The organism is Streptomyces sp. NPDC016459 (assembly GCF_040632845.1).
Classification (GTDB): Bacteria; Actinomycetota; Actinomycetes; order Streptomycetales; family Streptomycetaceae; genus Streptomyces.
This window is the reverse complement of the sequence record NZ_JBEYCR010000008.1, coordinates 141282-160253: the sequence shown is the minus strand read 5'-3', so window position 1 is coordinate 160253 and position 18972 is coordinate 141282. Positions and strand designations below refer to the sequence as shown.

Below are 18972 nucleotides of genomic sequence, written 5' to 3'. Positions count from 1 at the left end.
GGGCCGGTGGCCCCGGACTTACTTGACGGCGACGGGGTTGACGGGAGACCCGACGGCGCCGGTGATGGGCAGGGGGGCCGCGGTGAGCCAGAACTCGTGGATGCCGTCAGCTGCGCAGTCGTCGGCGAGGGCCTCGAAGTCCCACATCTCGCCGATCAGCAGGCCGATGTGCGGGATGACGACCTGGTGCAGGGGCTGGAAGGCATGGTCGAACTCGTTGGGCCGCACCTCGAAGCCCCAGGTGTCGGTCGCGATCGCGGCGATCTCGCTGCCGTGCAGCCAGGACGCCGTGGTGAACGAAAGACCCGGGGCTGCCCCGCCGGCGTAGTCGCCCCACCCGTCACGCCGGACCCGGGAGAGCTGACCCGTGCGGACGAGGACGATGTCACCTCGGCCGACCGCCACCCCGTGGGCTTCGGCGGTGGCCTTGAGGTGTTCCTCGGTGATGGCGAACCCGTCGGGGAGTTCGCCGTCGTCCCCGACGGTACGGCCGACGTCGAGGAGGACGGCGCGTCCGGCGATGTGCGGGGCCATGTGCTCGATGCCGGTGACCTGGTCGCCGTCGGAGGTGACGACCTCCTCGGCCGGGCGGCCGTTCCACGCCTTGCCGTGGTCGAAGATGTGACCCAGGCCGTCCCACTGGGTGGAGCACTGCAGGGGCATCGCGATCACGTCGTCGGCGCCGCCGATGCCGTGGGGGAGTCCCTGGTTGCCCAGGGCGGCGTCCGTGCCGGTGTCGAGCATGGTGTGGACCGGGTTGGTCCGGCGCCGCCAGCCCTTCTGCGGGCCGTTGATGTCGAAGCGCTGGGACAGCGAGAAGCTCGCGCCCCGGCGGACCAGCGCGGCGCCTTCACGGCGCTTGGGCTCGTCCAGGAAGTTCACGGTGCCCAGGCGGTCGTCCTCGCCCCAACGGCCCCAGTTGGAGCAGGCTTTCGCGGCCGAGGCGATCACGCCCGCGGGGTCGGCGCGGTTCACACTTCCTCCGCCGTGCAGCGGGTGCGCTGCGCGCCGAGGCCGGTGATGGAGGCGTCCATGACGTCGCCGTCGCGCAGCAGCCGGCCCCAGTGCATGCCGTTGCCCGCGGGCGATCCGGTGAGTACGAGGTCACCGGGCAGGAGCTGCGCCGTTTGGGAGGCGTAGGCCACCATGCGCGCCACGTCGAAGATCATGTCCTTGGTCGACTCGTCCTGCATGACCTCGCCGTTGAGCTTCAGGGTCAGCCGCAGGTCGCCGGTGTCACCGACGGAATCAGCCGGCACGATCCACGGGCCCAGCGGGGTGAACCCGGGCGCGTTCTTGCTGCGGAGCCAGTCCGTGCCGATCTGCGGCATGTCCCGGCGGAACACCGTCGCCCGGTCGGTCAGGTCGTTGGCGATCGTGTAGCCCGCTACGTACTCCAACGCCTCCTCGGGCGAGACCTGGTACGCGGGCCGGCCGACCACCGCGGCCAGCTCCAGTTCCCAGTCCGGCTTCGCCGCCCAGGCAGGCAGCGTGACGTCGTCGTACGGGCCGGTGATCGAGCTCGGGAGGCCGATGAACACATACGGCAGGTCCTCGGCGGCCCGCCGGTCCATGATCTCGGCCGCCTCGGCGCGCCGCTCCTCCTCGGAGCGGTCGTCGTCCGGCGCCCGGTGCGCGACATGCAGGTCGATGACGTGCCGGCGGTAGTTGGCGCCGGACTGGAAGACCTGCCGCGGCTCCACCGGCGCGAGGACACGGAACTCGGACAGGGAGCGCCGGTCGGGATCCGGCTCGGCGGCGAGGGCACGCAGCCGGGGGAGAACATCCGGCCACTCCTCCAGAAGGCCCCGCATGGTCAGAGCCGGATCGGCCAAGGCCGTCCGCAGGTCGAGAACCTGCCCCTCGCGGTCGACGAGAGCGGGGAAGGCGGGCCCGTCATCGGCGGCGAGAGTGCCGAGAGCGAAAGGCCCGACGAAAAGATCAGAACCGGATTGAGGTTTCACCGACATGTCCTCCTGATTGCGATGGGACTAATGTGGACCCGCATCAGGTAATCAGGGAAATAGATTCTGTGGATCGTCGTCATCGATTCGACAAATACCTAATGCCGTGTCGTTCCGGAAGGACTCCCCCTCGTGAACCTGGCCCGACTCGATCTGAACCTCGTGGTCGCGCTCCGCGCCCTCCTCGAGGAACGCAACGTCACCAGAGCGGGGCAACGCGTGGGCCTGAGCCAGCCCGCCATGAGCGCCGCGCTGGCCCGGCTGCGCCGCCACTTCGACGATGAGCTCCTCTCCCGTGTGGGAAGCCAGTACGAGCTCACCGCGCTCGGCCAGGTCCTCCTGGACCGCACCGCCACCGCCTACGACGTGCTCGAACGCCTCTTCACCAGCCAGGCGACGTTCGACCCGGCCACCGAAACCCGCGAGTTCCGCATCATCGCCTCCGACTACGCCGTCGACGTCTTCGGTGTCGAACTCGCCCGTGTCATCCACGAGGAGGCCCCGGGGATCCGGCTGCGCTTCACCCGCACCCCCATCACCGTCGTCGACGACACCGCCAGCCTGCTCAGCGCCACCGACGGCCTCCTCATGCCCCACGGCGTCATCAGCGGATTCCCCGCCACCGACCTCTACGACGACCGGTGGGTCTTCGTCGTCGCCGAGGACCACCCCAGCGTTGAGGACCGCCTGACCCGGCAGGACCTCGCCCGGCTGCCCTGGGTCACCTACCAGCGCACCTACGACGCCCCCGCCGTACGCCAGCTCGGCATGCTCGGCATCGAGCCGCGCGTCGAGGTCTCCGTCGACAGCTTCCACGCCCTGCCCGCCCTCGTCGCAGGCACCCGCCGCATCGCCCTCGTCCAGGCCCGCCTCGCCCGCCTGCTCGCCCCCATCGCCGCCGTACGCGTCCTCGAACCGCCCTACGAGGCCGTGCCGCTGCGCGAGGCCCTCTGGTGGCACCCGGTTCACACCCATGACGCGGCCCACACCTGGCTCCGGGAGACCGCGGCAAGGGTCGGCCGCCGCATCGCGGAAACGCAGCCCTGACGTCTTCTCGCATGCCACCTGTCGCCGTTCCGCCACGAAAAATCGGGAGCACGGCCTATCCATTCAATGGATGGGAGTCATCGCTAAACCGGATGGCGGAAAGGGTGGGCAGCGCGCCTGCCGACACGCATAGTCGAGGGCACGTCCGCCCCGGTCCCGGCATCGGCCCGGTCCGCCGTCCCGACCGGGCGCCGTCTTCCCCTCTCCCGCCCTGGAGCGCCGTCATGCCCGCTGCTGTCGTACCGCCGCCCCACGACCATGCCCAGGAAACCGCTGCGGCCGGACGCCTCCCCGCCGTCGTGCTCATGGCCGGCAGCTGCCTGCCCGTCCTCGGCGCGGTGCTCCTCGCCCCCGTACTGCCCCGAATGCAGGACCACTTCGACGGCGTGCCGGGAAGCGCGGCGCTGGTTCCCGTCGTGCTCACCGCCCCCGCGCTGGCTCTCGCCCTGCTCGCCCCGTTCGCCGGCATGATCGTCGACCGGCTCGGCCGCAAACGCCTGCTCGTCGTCGCCACCGCTCTCTACGCCCTCTTCGGGTCAGCCCCCCTCTGGCTCGATTCGCTGCACGCCATCCTGATCAGCCGCATCCTCGTGGGCATCGCCGAAGCGGCGATCATGACGGTCTGCACGACCCTCATCGGCGACTACTACAGTGGCGAGCTCCGCGACCGCTACCTCGCCCTCCAGGCCATGTGTGCCTCCGCGTCGGCGACGGTCTTCTTCGTCCTCGGGGGAGTCCTCGGGGCCGCAGACTGGCGCGCCCCCTTCTGGCTCTACGCCGTGGGCCTGGTCATCGCGCCCGTCATGGCCCGTGTCCTGCCGACGCCTCTCCCCCCACAGCGCGATGCCGAGACTCCTGAGCGGACCCCCCGACGCGCCTTCCCGGTACGCCGCATGGCGGGGACCTGTCTTCTCACGGTCTTCGGCGCCGTCGTGTTCTACACCGTTCCCGTCGAGATGGCCTACCTCCTGGACGACCTGGGCACCGACTCCACCGGCACCATCGGCGCCGTCACCGCGGTGGCCAGTGCCGCCACTGTCCTCGGCTCCGTCGTCTTCACCCGTCTCACCCCGGACCGTCGCCACCGGCTGCCCGCCCTCTTCGCTCTGTGCGCCGCCGGCTTCCTGCTGATGGGCCTCGCCGACAGCCTCCCCCTCCTGATCGCCGGAGCCGTCGTCAACTGCGTCGGTACCGGCCTGCTGCTGCCGTCGCTGGTCACCCGTGCCATGTCCCTCCTGGACTACGCCGACCGGGGCCGCGGCATGGGCCTGTGGACCGCGGCCTTCTTCTTCGGACAGTTCCTCTGCCCGCTGGTCCTGCTGGCCGGCAAGGAGCCGGCGGGCAGCCTCGCCTCCGCGGTGGCTCTGCTCGGGGTGGCTGCCGCCGTCCTCGCCGCGGCGCTCTTCACGGCGGCCCGTCGTGCCGTCCCCGCCCACTCGCCCGAAGGCGTGTAGGAGTGATACGGGCAGGGCGCCACACGGGAACGCTCAAGGTAGAACGGTGCACGACCAGTTCGGGTGTCAGCACCTCTTGAACGTGTTCATGAGGCTTCCGGGCCGCCTGCTCGATGAGCAGACGGCCCGCCCGCACACCCACGGTGCGGGCGGGGCGGCGGGCCTGGGTCAGCGGCGCCCCTTGGTGCTTGCGGCGCATCACCGGTCTCGGTCCCGGAGCGTCATGCCGTACGCGTTCCGCATCGCTTCCGCTGCCGCACGTCAGCCCAACCAGGCCCGCCTCCTGGGCCGCTCACTCCACCCCGGCGGCGAGGGCCGCATCGCGCGGGTCTGTGACGTCCGCGCCGTACAGCGCCGGCAGCTGCGAAGAGCTGCTGCCGCGCAGTTGCCCGCCACCGGCGAGCCTGGCGCACCCGAGCGAGTCGACGACGGAGACGAACGGGGCCCCGGTGGCGGGGGAGACGAGTTCAGGACGCGCGAGGACGGGGGGCACCGTGCCGGGGCAAACCCCCGCTGTCCGGGCGACGTCCTTCATCCCGATACGCCACGCGGGACGCATTCCCTCGACCTGCGCCTACGGGGCGCCCGGCGCTGCGGTGCTGCGCCGGACGACCAGTCGTGGGGTCATCTTGACCTGCATGGCCCGGTCGCGCCGTCCTTCGACGCGTTCGATCAGCATCCTGGCGGCGGTCGTGCCCATGGTGTGTCCGGCCTGGTCCACGCTGGTCAGCTGGACGGGGGCGAGCGAGGCGATCGCGGTGTTGTTGTAGCCGACGAGCGAGAGGTCGTCGGGGATGGAAAGACCCAGATCGGCGGCTGCCCGGTAGACACCCAGAGCCGCGATGTCGGCGCCGGTCAGAATCGCTGTGGGCCGGGCGTCGCCGGACAGCAGCGCGCTGCCGGCCGCGCGGCCGCCTTCGTCGGAATAGGCGGCGTGATGCACGCGCGCGCGGCCCGACAGACCGTGGCGCTCCATGGCCTTGAGGTAACCGTCGGCAAGAGCGATCTCCGGGGTCCGCAGCCAGCGGCCTGCCTTGTTACCGGCGGCCGAGACCAGGGCGATGTCCTGGTGCCCGAGCGCCACGAGATGGTCGACCACCAGCCCTGCGCCGAGGTCGTCGGCGTCGACGACGGAGTCGTGCGCGTCGGAGGGGTCGTGGTGACCGATGACCACGGTGGGGGTCACCGCGGCCGTGGCCAGGACCTCGGGGCGGGGCGTGCCCGGCGCGATGAGGATCAGGCCGTCCATCTGGCGGTCCACCATCGCCCGGATGGTGCGCGCCTGGTCCTGTGCGCCGAAGCCGGCCGCGCCGATCAGCACCGTGTACTCGCTGTCCTCCAGCTGTTCACGGATGCCGTCGAGGATGTCGGCGAAGAAGGGGTTACGGACGTTGTCCAGCAGGACCCCGATCGTGTACGTACGCCCGCGCATGCCCCGGGCGGCGGCGTGGGGCCGGTACCCCAGCTCTGCCATGGCCGCCCGGACGCGTTCCTGCATGCCGGAGCTGACGCCGTAGGCATTGCGCATGACCTTGGAGACGGCGGCGGTGGACACGCCGGCATGGCGGGCGACATCGGTGATCGTCACCCGTTTGGTGTTCCTGGACGAGCTGTCCGCAACCATGAGAACCCCGATCTCCTCACTCTGAGTGCAATGTTCTACGCCCAGAGCAGTGACTGGGCTGGTTCATTCGACCAGGCAAAGGTGATGTTACGCGTCTGTGTCTTGACGACGCCAGAGGGGTGGCGTCATGGTGTTGCCAGTTCAGATAGAGAACGTTCTACATCGCTCTGTCTCTGCGCGGCTGATCCTCGCGCCGCCCTCTGCGCCCGCTGAGCGCCCCTTCTTCTCTCACGATCCTGGGAGTCACCAGTGCCCCACCGCACGATCCGCGCCCGCCGCCTGACCTTCGTCTCGGCCGGCGTCATGTCCCTGGCCGTTCTCGCCACCGCCTGCGGCGGCGGTGGCGGCGGCACCTCCGCGGCGCCCAAGGACTTCACCTACCTCAGTGTCACCGAGAACACGACCACGCGGACGGCGCTGACCACGCTCTCGAAGGGCACCTGCAAGGCCGAGAACGACGCTCTGCCGTTGAAGGTGGAGACCGTCCCGCAGGCCCAGCTCGACCAGAAGCTCCAGCTGCTCGCCGGCCAGGACGCGCTCCCCGCCCAGTTCGCCGCCGGTAACGCCCCCGCGCTGACCAAGCAACTCGCCAAGAGCGGCAAGGTGGCGGACATCCAGCTCGAGCTCGACCGACTCGGGGTCCTCGATCAGCTGGAGCCGGCCGCAGTCTCCACCATCAAGGCCCTCTACGGCGGCAAACTGATGGCGCTGCCGTACGAGTACAACATCGAGGGGATCTTCTACAACAAGAAGCTCTTCAAGGAGAACGGCGTCGCCGTCCCCGGCACCTGGGACGAGCTGCTGGCCGCCGCGGAGAAGCTGAACGCGAAAGGCGTCCAGCCGTTCTCCGCGTCCGGTGCGCAGGGCTGGCCGTTGACCCGCCTCATCAGCGGCTACCTGTACCGCAGCCTCGGCCCCGACGCCCTCGACAAGGTCGACGCCGGCTCCGCCAAGCTGACCGACCCGGCCTACGTCAAGGCGGCCGAGGAGATCGCGGCGCTCGGAAAGAAGGGCTACTTCGGCAAGGGCGTCGGCTCCATCGACTACGACACCGCGATGAACCAGTTCCTCACCGGCAAGTCCGCCATGTTCTACATGGGCAGCTGGGCCCTGGCCAACATCTCCGACCCGAAGCAGAACAAGGTCGGCGCCGAGAACGTCGGCTTCATGCCCTTCCCCGCGGTCAAGGGCGGCGCCGGGGCCATCGACCAGTACCCCTCCAACATAGGCCTGGCCATCACCCTCGGTTCGAAGAACCTCGACAAGAAGACCGGTGCCTGGGTCGGCTGCATCACCGAGAACTACGGCAGCACGGCTCTGAATGACCACGGGACCATCTCCGGCTTCAAGGTGAACACCCCGGTCAAGGACGCGAACGAGGTCACCACCACCGTCCGCAAGACCATCAGCTCCTCCCAGCAGAACGTCCTGTGGTTCGAGGCCCTCTTCACCACCAAGGCGACCACGATCAGCAACACCAACGCCGCCGGCCTCGTCAACGGCAGCGTGAGCCCGAAGCAGTTCATGGAGAACGTCCAGGCCGCGCTCGGCGGCCAGTAATCCCCCACGAGTCGGGCGGCCTGCCGGCCCGCGGCGCGCCGCCCGCCTCGTTCGGCCGGCCCTTCACCAGAAACGAAGTGGACACCACTCATGCACCGCGTACTCGGTGACCGCAGGGCGATCGCGATCCTGCTCGGTCCCGCACTCCTCGTCTACACACTGATCATGCTCATCCCGATGGTGTGGTCGCTGGGGTACTCCTTCACCAAGGGCAACTCCATCGAGGGCTTCACCGGCAACGGTCTGGCCAACTTCACCCGGCTCCTCGACGACCCGGCCGTCCACGACGCGCTGTGGTTCACGCTCAAGTACGCGGTCATCGTCACCGCCGGCCAGGTCGTCGCCGGCTATCTCCTGGCCCTGTTGTACGTCTTCTTTCTGAAGAAGTCCTCGGCGCTCATCCGCACCCTGGTCTTCTTCCCGGTGGTGCTGCCCACCGTCGCCGTCGGCCTGCTCTTCCAGAAGCTCTTCCAGGTCGCCCCCCAGACCGGTCCCGTCAACTCCCTGCTGAACGCCGTCGGACTGGAGTCCGTCGACTTCTTCGGGAGCGCCGGCAGCGCCTTCTGGGTCCTGATCGTCATGGACATCTGGCGCTCCATGGGCTTCTACGCCGTGCTCCTCTTCGCCGGACTCGTCGACATCCCCGACGAGGTCCTCGAATCGGCCCGCCTCGACGGCGCCTCCGGCCTCCGCCTCATCCGCCACATCGTCCTGCCGCTGTCCCTGCCGGTCCTCATGTCGTCCCTCGTCTTCAGCATCAACGGCACCCTGAAGGTCTTCGACTCCGTCGTCGCCCTCACCAACGGCGGTCCCGGCAGCGACACCACCCCGCTGACCCTGTACATGTTCCAGACGTCTTTCACCTACAGCGAGTACGGCTACGGCAGCGCCATCGCGCTGCTCCTGACCGTGGTGTGCCTGCTGGTGAGCCTGGCCGTCTACCGCGTCTCCCGGCGCGACATCACGGAGGGCTGAACGCCATGGCCATCGACACACCGCTGAAGACCTCCGCCGGACACCGGCGCACGAGCAGGCCCGCCCGTCGGACGGGCGGCCGGCTCTGGATCCGGCTCGCCGTCGGCGTCCCCCTGATCGTCGAGATCTACCCGCTGGTCTGGATGTTCCTCACATCACTGAAGTCCAACAGCGACTACCTGAACAACTCCACCTGGAGCCTTCCCACCACCTGGGAGTGGGGCAACTACGCCGAGGCGTGGACCACCGGGAACCTCGGCCTCTACGTCAAGAACAGCCTCCTCGCCGTCGTCCCTGCCCTCGCGCTGATCCTGCTCCTCGGCACCGCGGCCGGCTTCGCCCTGCAGATCATGGTCTGGAAGGGACGCAGCCTCACCCTCCTGGTCTTCCTCGCGGGCATGATGATCCCCCCGCAGATGATCCTGCTACCGCTGTTCACGGTGTACTTCCAGGCCGGTCTCTCCGGCACCCTGTGGCCGCTGATCCTCACCTACACCGGCACCGGCCTCCCCCTCACCGTCTTCATGATGGCCACCTACTACAAGACGGTCCCCCGGGAACTCTTCGAGGCGGCGACCCTCGACGGCGCCGGCATCCTGCGCGCCTTCTGGACCATCAGCGTCCCCATGGTCCGCAACGCCCTCCTCACCGTCGGCCTTGTGCAGTTCTTCTTCATCTGGAACGACCTGCTCATCGCCCTCACCTTCACCAACAGCCAGGACCTGCGCACCATCCAGGTCGGACTGCTCAACTTCACCGGCGACTTCGGCGCCACCCAGTACGGCCCGCTGTTCGCCGCCATCTGCATCAACGTCTTCGGCACCCTCGTGATCTACCTCTTCCTCAACCAGAAGGTCATGAAGGGCCTCACCTCGGGAGCGGTCAAGGGCTGATCCACCGAACGCCCTCCCCCCGAGCACACGAAAGGCCCCTTCCTTGCAGCCCCACCAGCCCTCCCCGGTGCGCTTCGAGCACCTGACGGACGGTCTCGGCATCGGCACCGGCACCCCCCGCCTGTCCTGGACCGCCGCCCCCGGCTCCGACGACCAGGAGGCGTACGAGGTCGAGCTCCACCGCGACGGCCGGACGCACCGGACCGGCCGCGTCACCGGAACCGACCACGTCCTCGTCCCCTGGCCCGGCGAACAGCTCGCCTCCCGCGAGCGCGCCGTCGTCCGCGTCCGCACCTGGTCCGCGACCCACGTGGAACCCTCACCCTGGAGCGCGCCGAGCACCGTCGAAGCCGGACTCCTCGACCCCGACGACTGGATCGCCGTACCCGTCGGCGCCGGCTGGGAAGAGGACCCGGACGCGGACCGGCGCCCGGCCCGGGTCCGCAAGGACTTCCGGATCGACCGGCCGATCGCCCGCGCCCGCCTGTACATCACCGCCCACGGCCTGTACGAGGCGGAGATCAACGGCACCAGGGTCGGCGACGAAGCGCTCGCCCCGGGCTGGACGGTCTACCCCCACCGTCTGCGCTACCGCACCCACGACGTCACCGCGCTCCTCACCGAGGGCCCCAACACCCTCGGCGCGTGGCTCGGAGACGGCTGGTACCGCGGCACGTACGGCTTAGACGGCGGCACCCGCAACATCTACGGCACCGACCAGTCCCTCATCGCGCAGCTAGAGATCACCTACACCGACGGCACCACCATCGTGATCGCGACCGACCCCACCTGGCACGCCGCCGTGGGCCCCATCCTGACCAGCGGCCTGTACGAGGGCGAGACCTTCGACGCCCGTCTCGACGACCCGCGATGGTCCACCCCGGCCGCGGCCCCGGGCGGCTGGACACCCGTACGGGCCGGTACCCGGGACCCCGGGACCCTCGTCGCACCCCAGGGCCCCCCGGTCAGGTGCACGGAGGAGATCCCCCCGGTCACCGTCACCCGGACCCCCGACGGCCGACACCTGCTCGACTTCGGCCAGAACCTGGTGGGGCGACTCCGCGTCACCGCCGACGGACCCGAGGGCACCACCCTCACCCTCCGGCACGCCGAAGTCCTCCAGGACGGCGACCTCGCCACCCGGCCCCTGCGCGAGGCCCACGCCACCGACACCCTCGTGCTGCCCGGCGGCGGACCGTACACCTGGGAGCCCCGCTTCACCCTCCACGGCTTCCGGTACGCGGAGATCACCGGATGGCCCGGCGAGCTCGACCCGCAGGCCGTGACCGCACGCGTCCACCACACGGACATGCGCCGCACCGGCTGGTTCGAATGCAGCGACCCGATGGTCAACCGGCTCCACGAGAACGTCAGGTGGAGCATGCGCGGCAACTTCGTCGACATCCCCACCGACTGCCCCCAGCGCGACGAACGCCTGGGCTGGACCGGGGACATCCAGGTCTTCGCCCCCACCGCGAGCTTCCTCTACGACTGCGCGGGCATGCTCGACTCCTGGCTCACCGACGTCGGCGTCGAGCAGCTGCCCGACGGCACCATCCCCTGGTACGTACCCGTCATCCCCGGCGAACCGATGTGGACACCCATCCAGCCCGGAGCCGCCTGGGGAGACGTCGCCACCCTCACCCCCTGGGCCCTCTACCGGCGCTTCGGAGACCTCGAACTCCTGCGCCGCCACTACCCCATGGGCAAGGCGTGGGTGGACCTCGTGGAGAAGCTCGCCGGCCCCGACCGGCTGTGGGACACCGGCTTCCAGCTCGGCGACTGGCTCGACCCGGCCGCGCCGCCCGACGACCCCGCCGCGGGCCGCACCGACCGGCACCTCGTCGCCACCGCCTACTTCGCCCACTCCACCCGCCACCTCGCCCGAGCCGCGCGCGAGTTGGGCAACACCGGTGACGCCACCCGCTACGACACGCTGGCCGAGGAGATCACCACAGCCTTCCGCCGTCGCTACGTCCGCGCCGACGGCCGCCTGACCAGCGACAGCCCCACGGCGTACGCGCTCTCGATCGTCTTCGACCTTCTGGACTCCGGCCGACGTCAGGCCGCCGGCGCCCGCCTGGCCGAACTCGTAGCCCAAGACGGCGCCCGCATCGCCACCGGCTTCGTCGGCACCCCCCTCATCTGCGACGCGCTGACCGACACCGGCCATCTCGACACCGCCTACCGGCTGCTGCTGCAGACCGACTGCCCGTCCTGGCTCTACACCGTCACCATGGGCGCCACCACGATCTGGGAGCGCTGGGACAGCCTCCGCCCTGACGGCACCCTCAACCCCGGCGGCATGACCTCCTTCAACCATTACGCCCTCGGAGCCGTCGCCGACTGGCTCCACCGAGTCGTCGGCGGTCTCGAAGTCACCTCGCCCGGCGCCCGGACTCTCGCCTTCCGGCCTCGCCCGGGAGGCGGTATCACCTGGGCCCGCACCCACCACGAAACGCCCCACGGCACCGCATCCATGTTCTGGGAGACCAGCGCGGACGGCATGAAGGCAGAGATCACCGTGCCCCCGAATTGCACGGCCGTCGTCGAACTGCCCGGGCGTGCACCCAGCAGACTCGCCGCAGGAACACACACCCTCGGCCCGTCGACATCATCTGAAGGATGATCGGCGATATCTGAGAGCATGGGAGACGGCCCGGCATGGCTTCACAGCCATGCCGGGCACGTGTATATCGGTGAAAGGTGACCACCCCTATCCATGGAACAGATGAGAGTCATCGAATATCTGTATGGCGCCCCGAAGGCTCTTGGGTAGACGGTCTGCCGAATTCTCCATGTGGAATAAGAAAACGATGTCGATGCAGGTCAAGTTGCTGTCCGAGAATTCATCACGTCCGGCGGGTTGACCCGAAGCGTTCGTGGTCATAACTTTTCGGATTGCGTGAGGTGCTGAGAGCGAGGCGCCTGAAAACCCCTGTAGGTTCCCGCGGGACGCGGGAAGTCCTCGAGGGGGACGCTGAGCAAACCGGCGAATTCCCCTACAGCCGGATTGCAGCATCCGAATCTGCGGGTCCCGCCCGTCATCCCTATCGTCCGGAGAGTCGCCGTGAACCGACGCGCCTTCCTGTCTGCCGCCGCTGCCACAGCAGCAGTCGCCACCATGAGCCCTGGAGCCACCGTTCAAGCAATCGCCGCCGCCGATCCCCGAGTCGTCGACCGCGTCGATGCCGTTCTCGCACGGATGACGTCCGCCGAGAAGGAGTCCCTCGTCCGCTGCGACTTCGCCGCCCTGGCGCACCTCGGCATCCCCGCGCTCACCATGGTCGACGCCTCCGCCGGACTGCGTGGCGAGCAGAACGTCACCGCCTTCCCCGTGCCCCTCGCCCAGGCCGCGACGTTCGACGAGGACCTGACCCGGCGTATCGGCGTCGCCATCGGCACCGAAGGACGCGCCAAGGGCTACAACACCCTCCTCGGACCCACCGTCGACGTCACCCGCACCTGGCACTTCGGGCGCCAGGCCGAGAGCCTCGGCGAGGACCCGCTGCTCGCCGGCCGCCTCGGCGCCGCCCTCACCACCGGCATGCAGAGCCGTCAGGTCACCGCCACCGTCAAGCACTTCGCCGCCTACACCCAGGAGGTGAACCGCTTCTTCACCGACACCCGGGTGCCCGACCGTGCCATGCACGAGATGTACCAGGCGCCCTTCCGCCGCGTGATCGCCGCCGCGCCCACCACCTCGGTGATGATGGCCTACCCCAAGATCAACGGCACCTTCGCCACCCAGCACCCCACCCTCTTCGCCGACGTCAAGAACCGCCTGGGCCTCCAGGGCTACACCGTCCCCGACTTCTGGGCCGGCGACGACCAGGTCGCCGCCGCCAAGGCCGGCATGGACCTCGCCGGACTCGGCCCCGGCGGCGTCAAGCTCGCACCCGGCGCACTCACCGGCGGGGCCATATCCGCCGCCAGGCTCAACGACGCGGCCCGCCGCATCCTCGTGACCATGTTCGCCAACGGACTCGTCGACAACCCCGTCCCCGCTCCGGCCCCGGACGTCAGTACCGCCGCACACAAGAGCCTCGCCCACGAAGCGGCCCTCGCCTCCACCGTCCTGCTCGCGAACCGCTCCTCGGCGCTGCCGCTGCCGTCCTCCCTCCGGTCGCTCGCCGTCATCGGCCCGGCCGGCACCGACGCCCTCACCGGAGTCGCCGGCTCCACCTACGTCGACCCCGGCACCTGGACCACCCCCCTCCAGGCCATCAGGGCACGCGTCGGCGGCGGCACCACCGTCACCCACGCTCAGGGGACCACCGGCGACGTCCCGCTGACCACCGTCCCGGCCTCCGCGCTGCGCACCTCCGGCGGAGCCGCCGGTCTCACCGGCCGCTACTACGCCTCCGCCCAGCCCACCGGCACCCCGGCCGCCACCCGCACCGACAGCGTCATCGACTTCACCAGCGCCCCGGTCGAGAACCTCCCCACGGTCTGGTCCGCCACCTGGTCGGGGACCCTGACCCCGACCCACACCGGCCTCCACCGTTTTTCCCTCCTGCCGGCCGGCACCGCCACGCTGAAGATCGGGGGCGTCACGGTGGTCTCCGGTTCCCGAGGCACCCGCCGCTTCTTCCTGGGCACCTACGACTACCCCCTTCAGGGCACGATCGAGCTCACCGCAGGCAAGGCCGTCTCCATCGAGCTCACTTACAGCAACGCCACCGCCGACCAGGGCACGTGCGGACTCACGCTCGGCTGGCAGCCGGCCTCCCTGATCCCCGCCGCCGTCCAGGCCGCGCGCACCGCCGACGCCGCCGTCGTCTTCGTCAACCGCATCGCGGGCGAAGCGATGGACCACGAGCAGCTCACCCTTCCCGCGGACCAGAACCAGCTCATCAGCGCCGTCGCCGCCGCCAACTCCCGCACGATCGTCGTCCTGAACACCGACGGGCCCGTGGCGATGCCCTGGCTGAACGACGTCGAAGCCGTCGTCCAGGCGTGGTACGGAGGCCGCGGCATGGGCACCGCGCTCGCCGCCGTCCTCTTCGGCGACAGTGACCCCTCCGGCAGGCTGCCCGTCACGTTCCCCGCGAGCCCCGCGCAGGGTCCCGGCACCACTGCCGCGACCTACCCCGGTGCGAACGCCACCGTCTCCTACGACGAGGGCACCGCCATCGGCTACCGCTACTACGACGACAAGGGACAACAGCCCCAGTTCCCCTTCGGGCACGGCCTGTCCTACACGACCTTCGCCCACGGCGCCCTCGAAGCTGCCTACAACGCCACCGCCAAGACGGTGACCCTCTCGGTCACCGTCACCAACAGCGGAAACCGCCAGGGCACCGACGTCGTCCAGATCTACGCCACCCTCCCGGCCGGGGCGGCAGCCGAACCACGCCGCCTCGTCGCCTTCCGCAAGCTCACCCTCGCCCCCGGCGTCAACCAGCGCGTCACCTTCACCATCCCCGCCGACGACCTGACCGTCTGGAACGCCGGAACCTGGACCCTCGTCCCGGGCCTCCACACCTTCGCCACCGCACGGGACTCCCGGACCGTGACCGGGCAGAGGGCAATCGCCATCAACTGACGGAGCAGGGGAGAGACGGTAGGCCGGCGGTGGGTTCCTGTCGCCTAGCTGTACACCAACCTCGGCGGGCCGGCGTCGACCGTGCGATGCCGGCGTCAGGGTGGATGGAGCGTTACGGCTCCGGGCGCGGGCCACGGGACCGGACCACTTTCACGGCAGGCAGAAGGAAGCCGTGCACGAGCGGGCCGTAGAGGTCCAGCCACAGCGGGAAGAAGCCGACGAGGCGGCCGTCCGGTCAGCGCGTGGTCGCGCGCTGCCGGGCGGCCTTCCACCCCTGGTGCGCGGTGTGGACGCGGTGCCACAGTTCCGCCCGCGCGGAGGCGGCGACGTCGGTCAGGTCCAGGCGGAACACGCCGGTCAGTACGTCGTACCACTCGTCGGGCGAGGCGATGGTCCACTCGTCCATGCCCCCGGTGCCGACCCGGCGCAGCACGCGGCCGCGCAGCACGTCCACACCCTTGGCGTCGCGGCGCTGGGCGGTGAGGACCCGGACGAAGCCGGATTCGGCGGAAGTGGACAGCCGGGCGTGTTCCGCGGCGAAGGAGGACAGCTCGACAGGGTCCGGCGCGAAGTCCATCGCAGTGAACGAGCCGCGGGGGTCATGGTTGAACCGCCAACCGCCGGGCTCCGCCGCCGATGGGGCCATCTTGTAGGTGAACGGCCCCTGGACGTAACTGCCTTCGCGCAGGGGCAGCGGTTCGTGCACCGCGTCGCCGAGCCCGGCGTCGACCAGCCACCGCTCACCGTCGAGCCGCACGGTGAGCGCCAGATGGTCACCGGTCGCGCCCGCGGGATCCCCGGGAGTGCCCTGAACCCCGGCCCGGTGGAGGGTGACGTCGTAGCCCAGTGCCGCCAGGAGCGCGCCGAAGGCGCCGTTGAGATGGAAGCAGTAGCCGCCGCGCCCGCGCAGGATCCGGGCAACGGATTCCGCGGCGCCGATGCCCGTCGGACGCCCCAGATGGATGTCGACATTCTCGTATGTGACCCGTTCCACCTGCGCCCGGTGCAGCGCACACAGCGACGTGAGGGTCGGGGCGGCGGGCCGGGCCACCCCCAGCACGGTCAAGTACCCGTCGACGTCGATCATGCTCTCCCTCACCGTTCAAACGGATGATCATCCTAGGGCCTGTTGTGAGAGTGGATCCTTCTCTACAGTGATTCAGGGTGTAGCGCGAGAGGACATGGCAGACCGGCGATGAAGCAAGAGCCGAAGGGGTGGTACGGCGTCAGAACCTTCTACCGCTGGCCAACCTGGGAAAACCGCCCCTACGAGGAGCGCGTCGTCCTGTTCCGAGCGCGGTCCCTCGACGACGCCCTCGAGCTGGCTGAGCGGGAGTCGGCCGAGTACGCGGGGGAGAGCGACTTCGAAGTCCTCGACATGATGCAGGCATACCGGATCTCCGACGTCGACGAGGAGGTGGGCGCGGGTACGGAGGTGTTCTCGAAGCTCCATGTGCTCGACCTCCCGCCGAACGAGTTTCTCGACCGTTACGACTCGGGACCGGCACACACGGAGATCGCTGAGTGATGCCGTTCGAGGCCAGCAGCAGGACGAGGTTGTCGCCGCCCGGTCGTTCTCACCTTTCACCACGAGTGACCTGAGTCAGCCGGTAGGTGGCAGTAGGCGGCGACTTCGTCGAGGACCTTGTCGGCTCTCTTCGTCGAGAGGACGGGCCGCGGGTGATCGTTCCATTCGGCGAGCCAGGCCCGGATGGTGCGTTCGGGGGTCTGGACCGGGCGGTCGACTCCATGCTCGCGTTTCTTCTGTGCGAGCTCGGCCAACCACGCGCCACGAGGTTCAGTCAGGACGAACTGGTCGGCGTGCAGTGCAGGTGGAATCGTGGAGGGTCCACAGCGACTTTTTGATGCCGGGTGTGTTGCGGGTCGTCGAGTTGTCGGGGGCCGTCGGACAGCTGAGCCATCCGCCTGCGGAGGGCCGACATGGGCAAGAGCACGTGCTCTGTCCCGATGGAAGGACGAGGGCGGACGGCGCATGGCCGTGGACTTCCGACCGCACTCCCACCACTGGCAGATCATGCGCGAGGTACGTGCTTCGCCCGTCGAGGCCGGATCCGTGCAATTCGGTGACGCTCGAGTACTGTGCGCGATGACGAGCTAGGGCGACGGCTTCTTCCCGGTGCTCGCCGATCTGGATTCGTCGGGTGACCTCCTCGCCGTGCGAGTGCGCTTCTCTCCCGATCGCTGAGCTGTCGGCCCTGAGCGCGGGACGGGGTACGTAGCGCCGAGACCGGCCGCGCCAACCCACCCTCGACAACCCGGCTCCGCACCCCCCCCGCCGTCACCGCGGTCCTCACCGTCAGCGACCTCACAGAGATCAAGTCAGCATGTCGATTCTCTGCAGGCCCTCAGCCCAGATACCGGGCCACCGCCTCCCCGATCCCCGCCGCGTCCGCACCCTCCGCCGCCCAGGCCACGTATCCGTCGGGCCGTACCAGGACGGTCGTCCGGCGGTCGCCCGCCCAGCGCTCCACGGTCAGCCACCCCTCACGGACACCGGGGCCTTCGTACGTCCCGGGCGTGATCAGCACGAACCGGCCGCCACGCAGCGCCTCGTAGAGCCGGCCGTCCCTGAGGGCCACGTCGGGGGCGCGAGTGCCGGTGAGGCGGTGGGCGCCGCGGGGGGCGGGGTAGGCGTAGCCGATCCCACTGATCTGGCCCACGGCCTTGCGCTGGACGGGCGGGGCCATGCCGGCGAACGCGGAGACGAGGGCGCGGGCGGCACGCACCAGCGGATTCCGCGCGCGGGCCAGCCGGACCAGTCCGCCACTGCTGCGCAGCACGGCCCTGCCGACCGGGTGGCGCTCGGCCTCGTAGCTGTCGAGGAGCCCTTCGGGCGCCCGGCCCTGGACGGCCGCGGCGAGCTTCCAGCTCAGGTTGGCGGCGTCCTGGAGACCGGTGTTCATGCCCTGCCCGCCGGCCGGGGAGTGGATGTGCGCGGCGTCCCCGGCGAGGAAGACCCGCCCGACCCGGTAGTGCGGTGCCTGGCGCTCGTCACTGTGGAAACGGGAGAGCCAGCGGGCGTCGTGCATGCCGTAGTCGGAGCCCAGGGCACGGCGGGTGATCTCCTTGACCTCGTCGAGGTCGAGCGGGGCGTCGTCGGAGACCTCGTTGTGGCGGTTCCAGCCCATGACCCGGTACCAGCCGTCGCCGAAGGAGGCGATCATCGCGAAGGTGTCGCCGCGTCCGTTGACGGTGAGGACGCCCTCGGGCTGCTCGGCCAGCCGGACATCGGCCAGAATCAGCGACTTGATGACGGAGACACCGGGGAAGTCGAGGCCGATCGCCTCCCGCACGGCGCTCCGGTGACCGTCGGCGCCGACCACATAGGCCGCCCGGCGGGTGACGACCGCTCCGTCGGCGCCGCGCACGTCGAGGCCGACCCCCTCGCCGTCCTGCCGCAGCCCCACGACCTCGCTCTCGTACGCGAACTCGACCCCGGCCTCCCGCGCCCGCCGTTCCAGGAGCCGCTCGACCTCGTACTGCGGGGTGATGAGCAGGAACGGGAAACGCGAGGGCAGCGTGCTCAGATCGAGGGTGAGGCGGCGGAAGAGCCGCAGGCCGGTGATGGTGTCCCCGGTGGTGAGGAGCTCGTCGGCGAGACCGCGGGCGTCGAGCTGCTCCAGGGTGCGGGCGTGCACGCCGAAGGCGCGGGAGAGGTTGCTGATCTTGCGCGGCCGCTTCTCGACGAGGGTCACGGTGGTCCCGGCTGTGGCGAGGTCACCGGCGAGGAGGAGGCCGGTGGGGCCGGAGCCGACGACGATTACGGCGCGAGGGGTGGCGGTGCCGTTCACGGTGGCCTCCTGTTGCCGACGCTTGCCTGCCGTCCCTTGACGCCAACAAATGTTGGCCAACGGTTGTTGGGAAATTTAGCGAGGCGGTAACAGGC

The 18972-nt window shown here is 69.9% G+C and carries 14 protein-coding genes; 8 read left to right on the top strand and 6 right to left on the bottom strand.

The window, feature by feature from the left end; translation table 11 throughout:
- Positions 1-18: 18 nt before the first annotated feature.
- Both ABZ567_RS20970 and ABZ567_RS20965 read right to left on the bottom strand, forming a co-directional pair.
- Positions 19-975, bottom strand: coding sequence for a cyclase family protein (locus ABZ567_RS20970; protein ID WP_360792091.1), 957 nt, complete (start codon positions 973-975; stop codon positions 19-21).
- A complete protein-coding gene (locus ABZ567_RS20965) occupies positions 972-1970 on the bottom strand; it encodes a fumarylacetoacetate hydrolase family protein (protein WP_360792089.1) in 999 nt (332 codons plus the stop codon). Before ABZ567_RS20965 ends, ABZ567_RS20970 begins: the two co-directional genes overlap by 4 nt.
- 126 nt (positions 1971-2096) lie before the next feature.
- On the opposite strand from ABZ567_RS20965, the gene ABZ567_RS20960 reads away from it, so the two are divergent.
- Positions 2097-3011 carry a LysR family transcriptional regulator gene (locus ABZ567_RS20960; RefSeq protein ID WP_360792087.1) on the top strand — a complete coding sequence of 305 codons (915 nt, stop codon included), beginning with the start codon at positions 2097-2099 and terminating at the stop codon, positions 3009-3011.
- A 305-nt stretch (positions 3012-3316) separates the two neighbouring features.
- Complete coding sequence (locus ABZ567_RS20955) at positions 3317-4465, top strand: MFS transporter (protein WP_360792330.1); 1149 nt, start codon at positions 3317-3319, stop codon at positions 4463-4465.
- Positions 4466-4757: 292 nt separating this feature from the next.
- On the opposite strand, the gene ABZ567_RS20950 is transcribed toward ABZ567_RS20955, so the two are convergent.
- Together ABZ567_RS20950 and ABZ567_RS20945 are read right to left on the bottom strand one after the other, a co-directional pair.
- On the bottom strand, positions 4758-5000 hold the full coding sequence (locus ABZ567_RS20950) for a hypothetical protein (protein WP_360792085.1): 243 nt from the start codon (positions 4998-5000) through the stop codon (positions 4758-4760).
- 39 nt (positions 5001-5039) lie between these two features.
- Complete coding sequence (locus ABZ567_RS20945; RefSeq protein WP_360792083.1) at positions 5040-6053, bottom strand: LacI family DNA-binding transcriptional regulator; 1014 nt, start codon at positions 6051-6053, stop codon at positions 5040-5042.
- 285 nt (positions 6054-6338) lie between these two features.
- Here ABZ567_RS20945 and ABZ567_RS20940 point away from each other — a divergent pair, with 285 nt between their 5' ends.
- From ABZ567_RS20940 to ABZ567_RS20920, 5 genes are all read left to right on the top strand, one after another.
- Positions 6339-7649: an extracellular solute-binding protein gene (locus tag ABZ567_RS20940; RefSeq protein ID WP_360792081.1), complete on the top strand. Its 1311-nt coding sequence runs from the start codon at positions 6339-6341 to the stop codon at positions 7647-7649.
- A 90-nt stretch (positions 7650-7739) separates the two neighbouring features.
- Positions 7740-8624: a sugar ABC transporter permease gene (locus ABZ567_RS20935; protein ID WP_360792079.1), complete on the top strand. Its 885-nt coding sequence runs from the start codon at positions 7740-7742 to the stop codon at positions 8622-8624.
- Positions 8625-8629: 5 nt separating this feature from the next.
- A complete protein-coding gene (locus tag ABZ567_RS20930) occupies positions 8630-9517 on the top strand; it encodes a carbohydrate ABC transporter permease (RefSeq protein ID WP_360792077.1) in 888 nt (295 codons plus the stop codon).
- A gap of 43 nt (positions 9518-9560) precedes the next feature.
- Complete coding sequence (locus ABZ567_RS20925; RefSeq protein ID WP_360792075.1) at positions 9561-12146, top strand: family 78 glycoside hydrolase catalytic domain; 2586 nt, start codon at positions 9561-9563, stop codon at positions 12144-12146.
- A gap of 495 nt (positions 12147-12641) precedes the next feature.
- On the top strand, positions 12642-15065 hold the full coding sequence (locus ABZ567_RS20920; RefSeq protein ID WP_360792073.1) for a glycoside hydrolase family 3 C-terminal domain-containing protein: 2424 nt from the start codon (positions 12642-12644) through the stop codon (positions 15063-15065).
- 235 nt (positions 15066-15300) lie between these two features.
- Here ABZ567_RS20920 and ABZ567_RS20915 read toward each other — a convergent pair whose 3' ends face one another.
- Positions 15301-16152 (bottom strand): arylamine N-acetyltransferase, encoded by an 852-nt coding sequence (locus ABZ567_RS20915; RefSeq protein WP_360792071.1) that lies wholly within the window; start codon positions 16150-16152, stop codon positions 15301-15303.
- A gap of 108 nt (positions 16153-16260) precedes the next feature.
- On the opposite strand from ABZ567_RS20915, the gene ABZ567_RS20910 reads away from it, so the two are divergent.
- On the top strand, positions 16261-16593 hold the full coding sequence (locus ABZ567_RS20910) for a hypothetical protein (RefSeq protein WP_360792069.1): 333 nt from the start codon (positions 16261-16263) through the stop codon (positions 16591-16593).
- 838 nt (positions 16594-17431) lie between these two features.
- Here ABZ567_RS20910 and ABZ567_RS20905 read toward each other — a convergent pair.
- Positions 17432-18877: an FAD-dependent monooxygenase gene (locus ABZ567_RS20905; RefSeq protein WP_360792067.1), complete on the bottom strand. Its 1446-nt coding sequence runs from the start codon at positions 18875-18877 to the stop codon at positions 17432-17434.
- Between the last annotated feature and the right edge of the window lie 95 nt (positions 18878-18972).

Coding starts and splice junctions, on each gene's coding strand:
- ABZ567_RS20965 (WP_360792089.1), bottom strand. CDS start 1,970: ATGTCGGTGAAACCTCAATCCGGTTCTGATCTTTTCGTCGGGCCTTTC.
- ABZ567_RS20955 (WP_360792330.1), top strand. CDS start 3,317: ATGGCCGGCAGCTGCCTGCCCGTCCTCGGCGCGGTGCTCCTCGCCCCC.
- ABZ567_RS20950 (WP_360792085.1), bottom strand. CDS start 5,000: ATGAAGGACGTCGCCCGGACAGCGGGGGTTTGCCCCGGCACGGTGCCC.
- ABZ567_RS20935 (WP_360792079.1), top strand. CDS start 7,740: ATGCACCGCGTACTCGGTGACCGCAGGGCGATCGCGATCCTGCTCGGT.
- ABZ567_RS20930 (WP_360792077.1), top strand. CDS start 8,630: ATGGCCATCGACACACCGCTGAAGACCTCCGCCGGACACCGGCGCACG.
- ABZ567_RS20920 (WP_360792073.1), top strand. CDS start 12,642: ATGAGCCCTGGAGCCACCGTTCAAGCAATCGCCGCCGCCGATCCCCGA.
- ABZ567_RS20915 (WP_360792071.1), bottom strand. CDS start 16,152: ATGATCGACGTCGACGGGTACTTGACCGTGCTGGGGGTGGCCCGGCCC.
- ABZ567_RS20910 (WP_360792069.1), top strand. CDS start 16,261: ATGAAGCAAGAGCCGAAGGGGTGGTACGGCGTCAGAACCTTCTACCGC.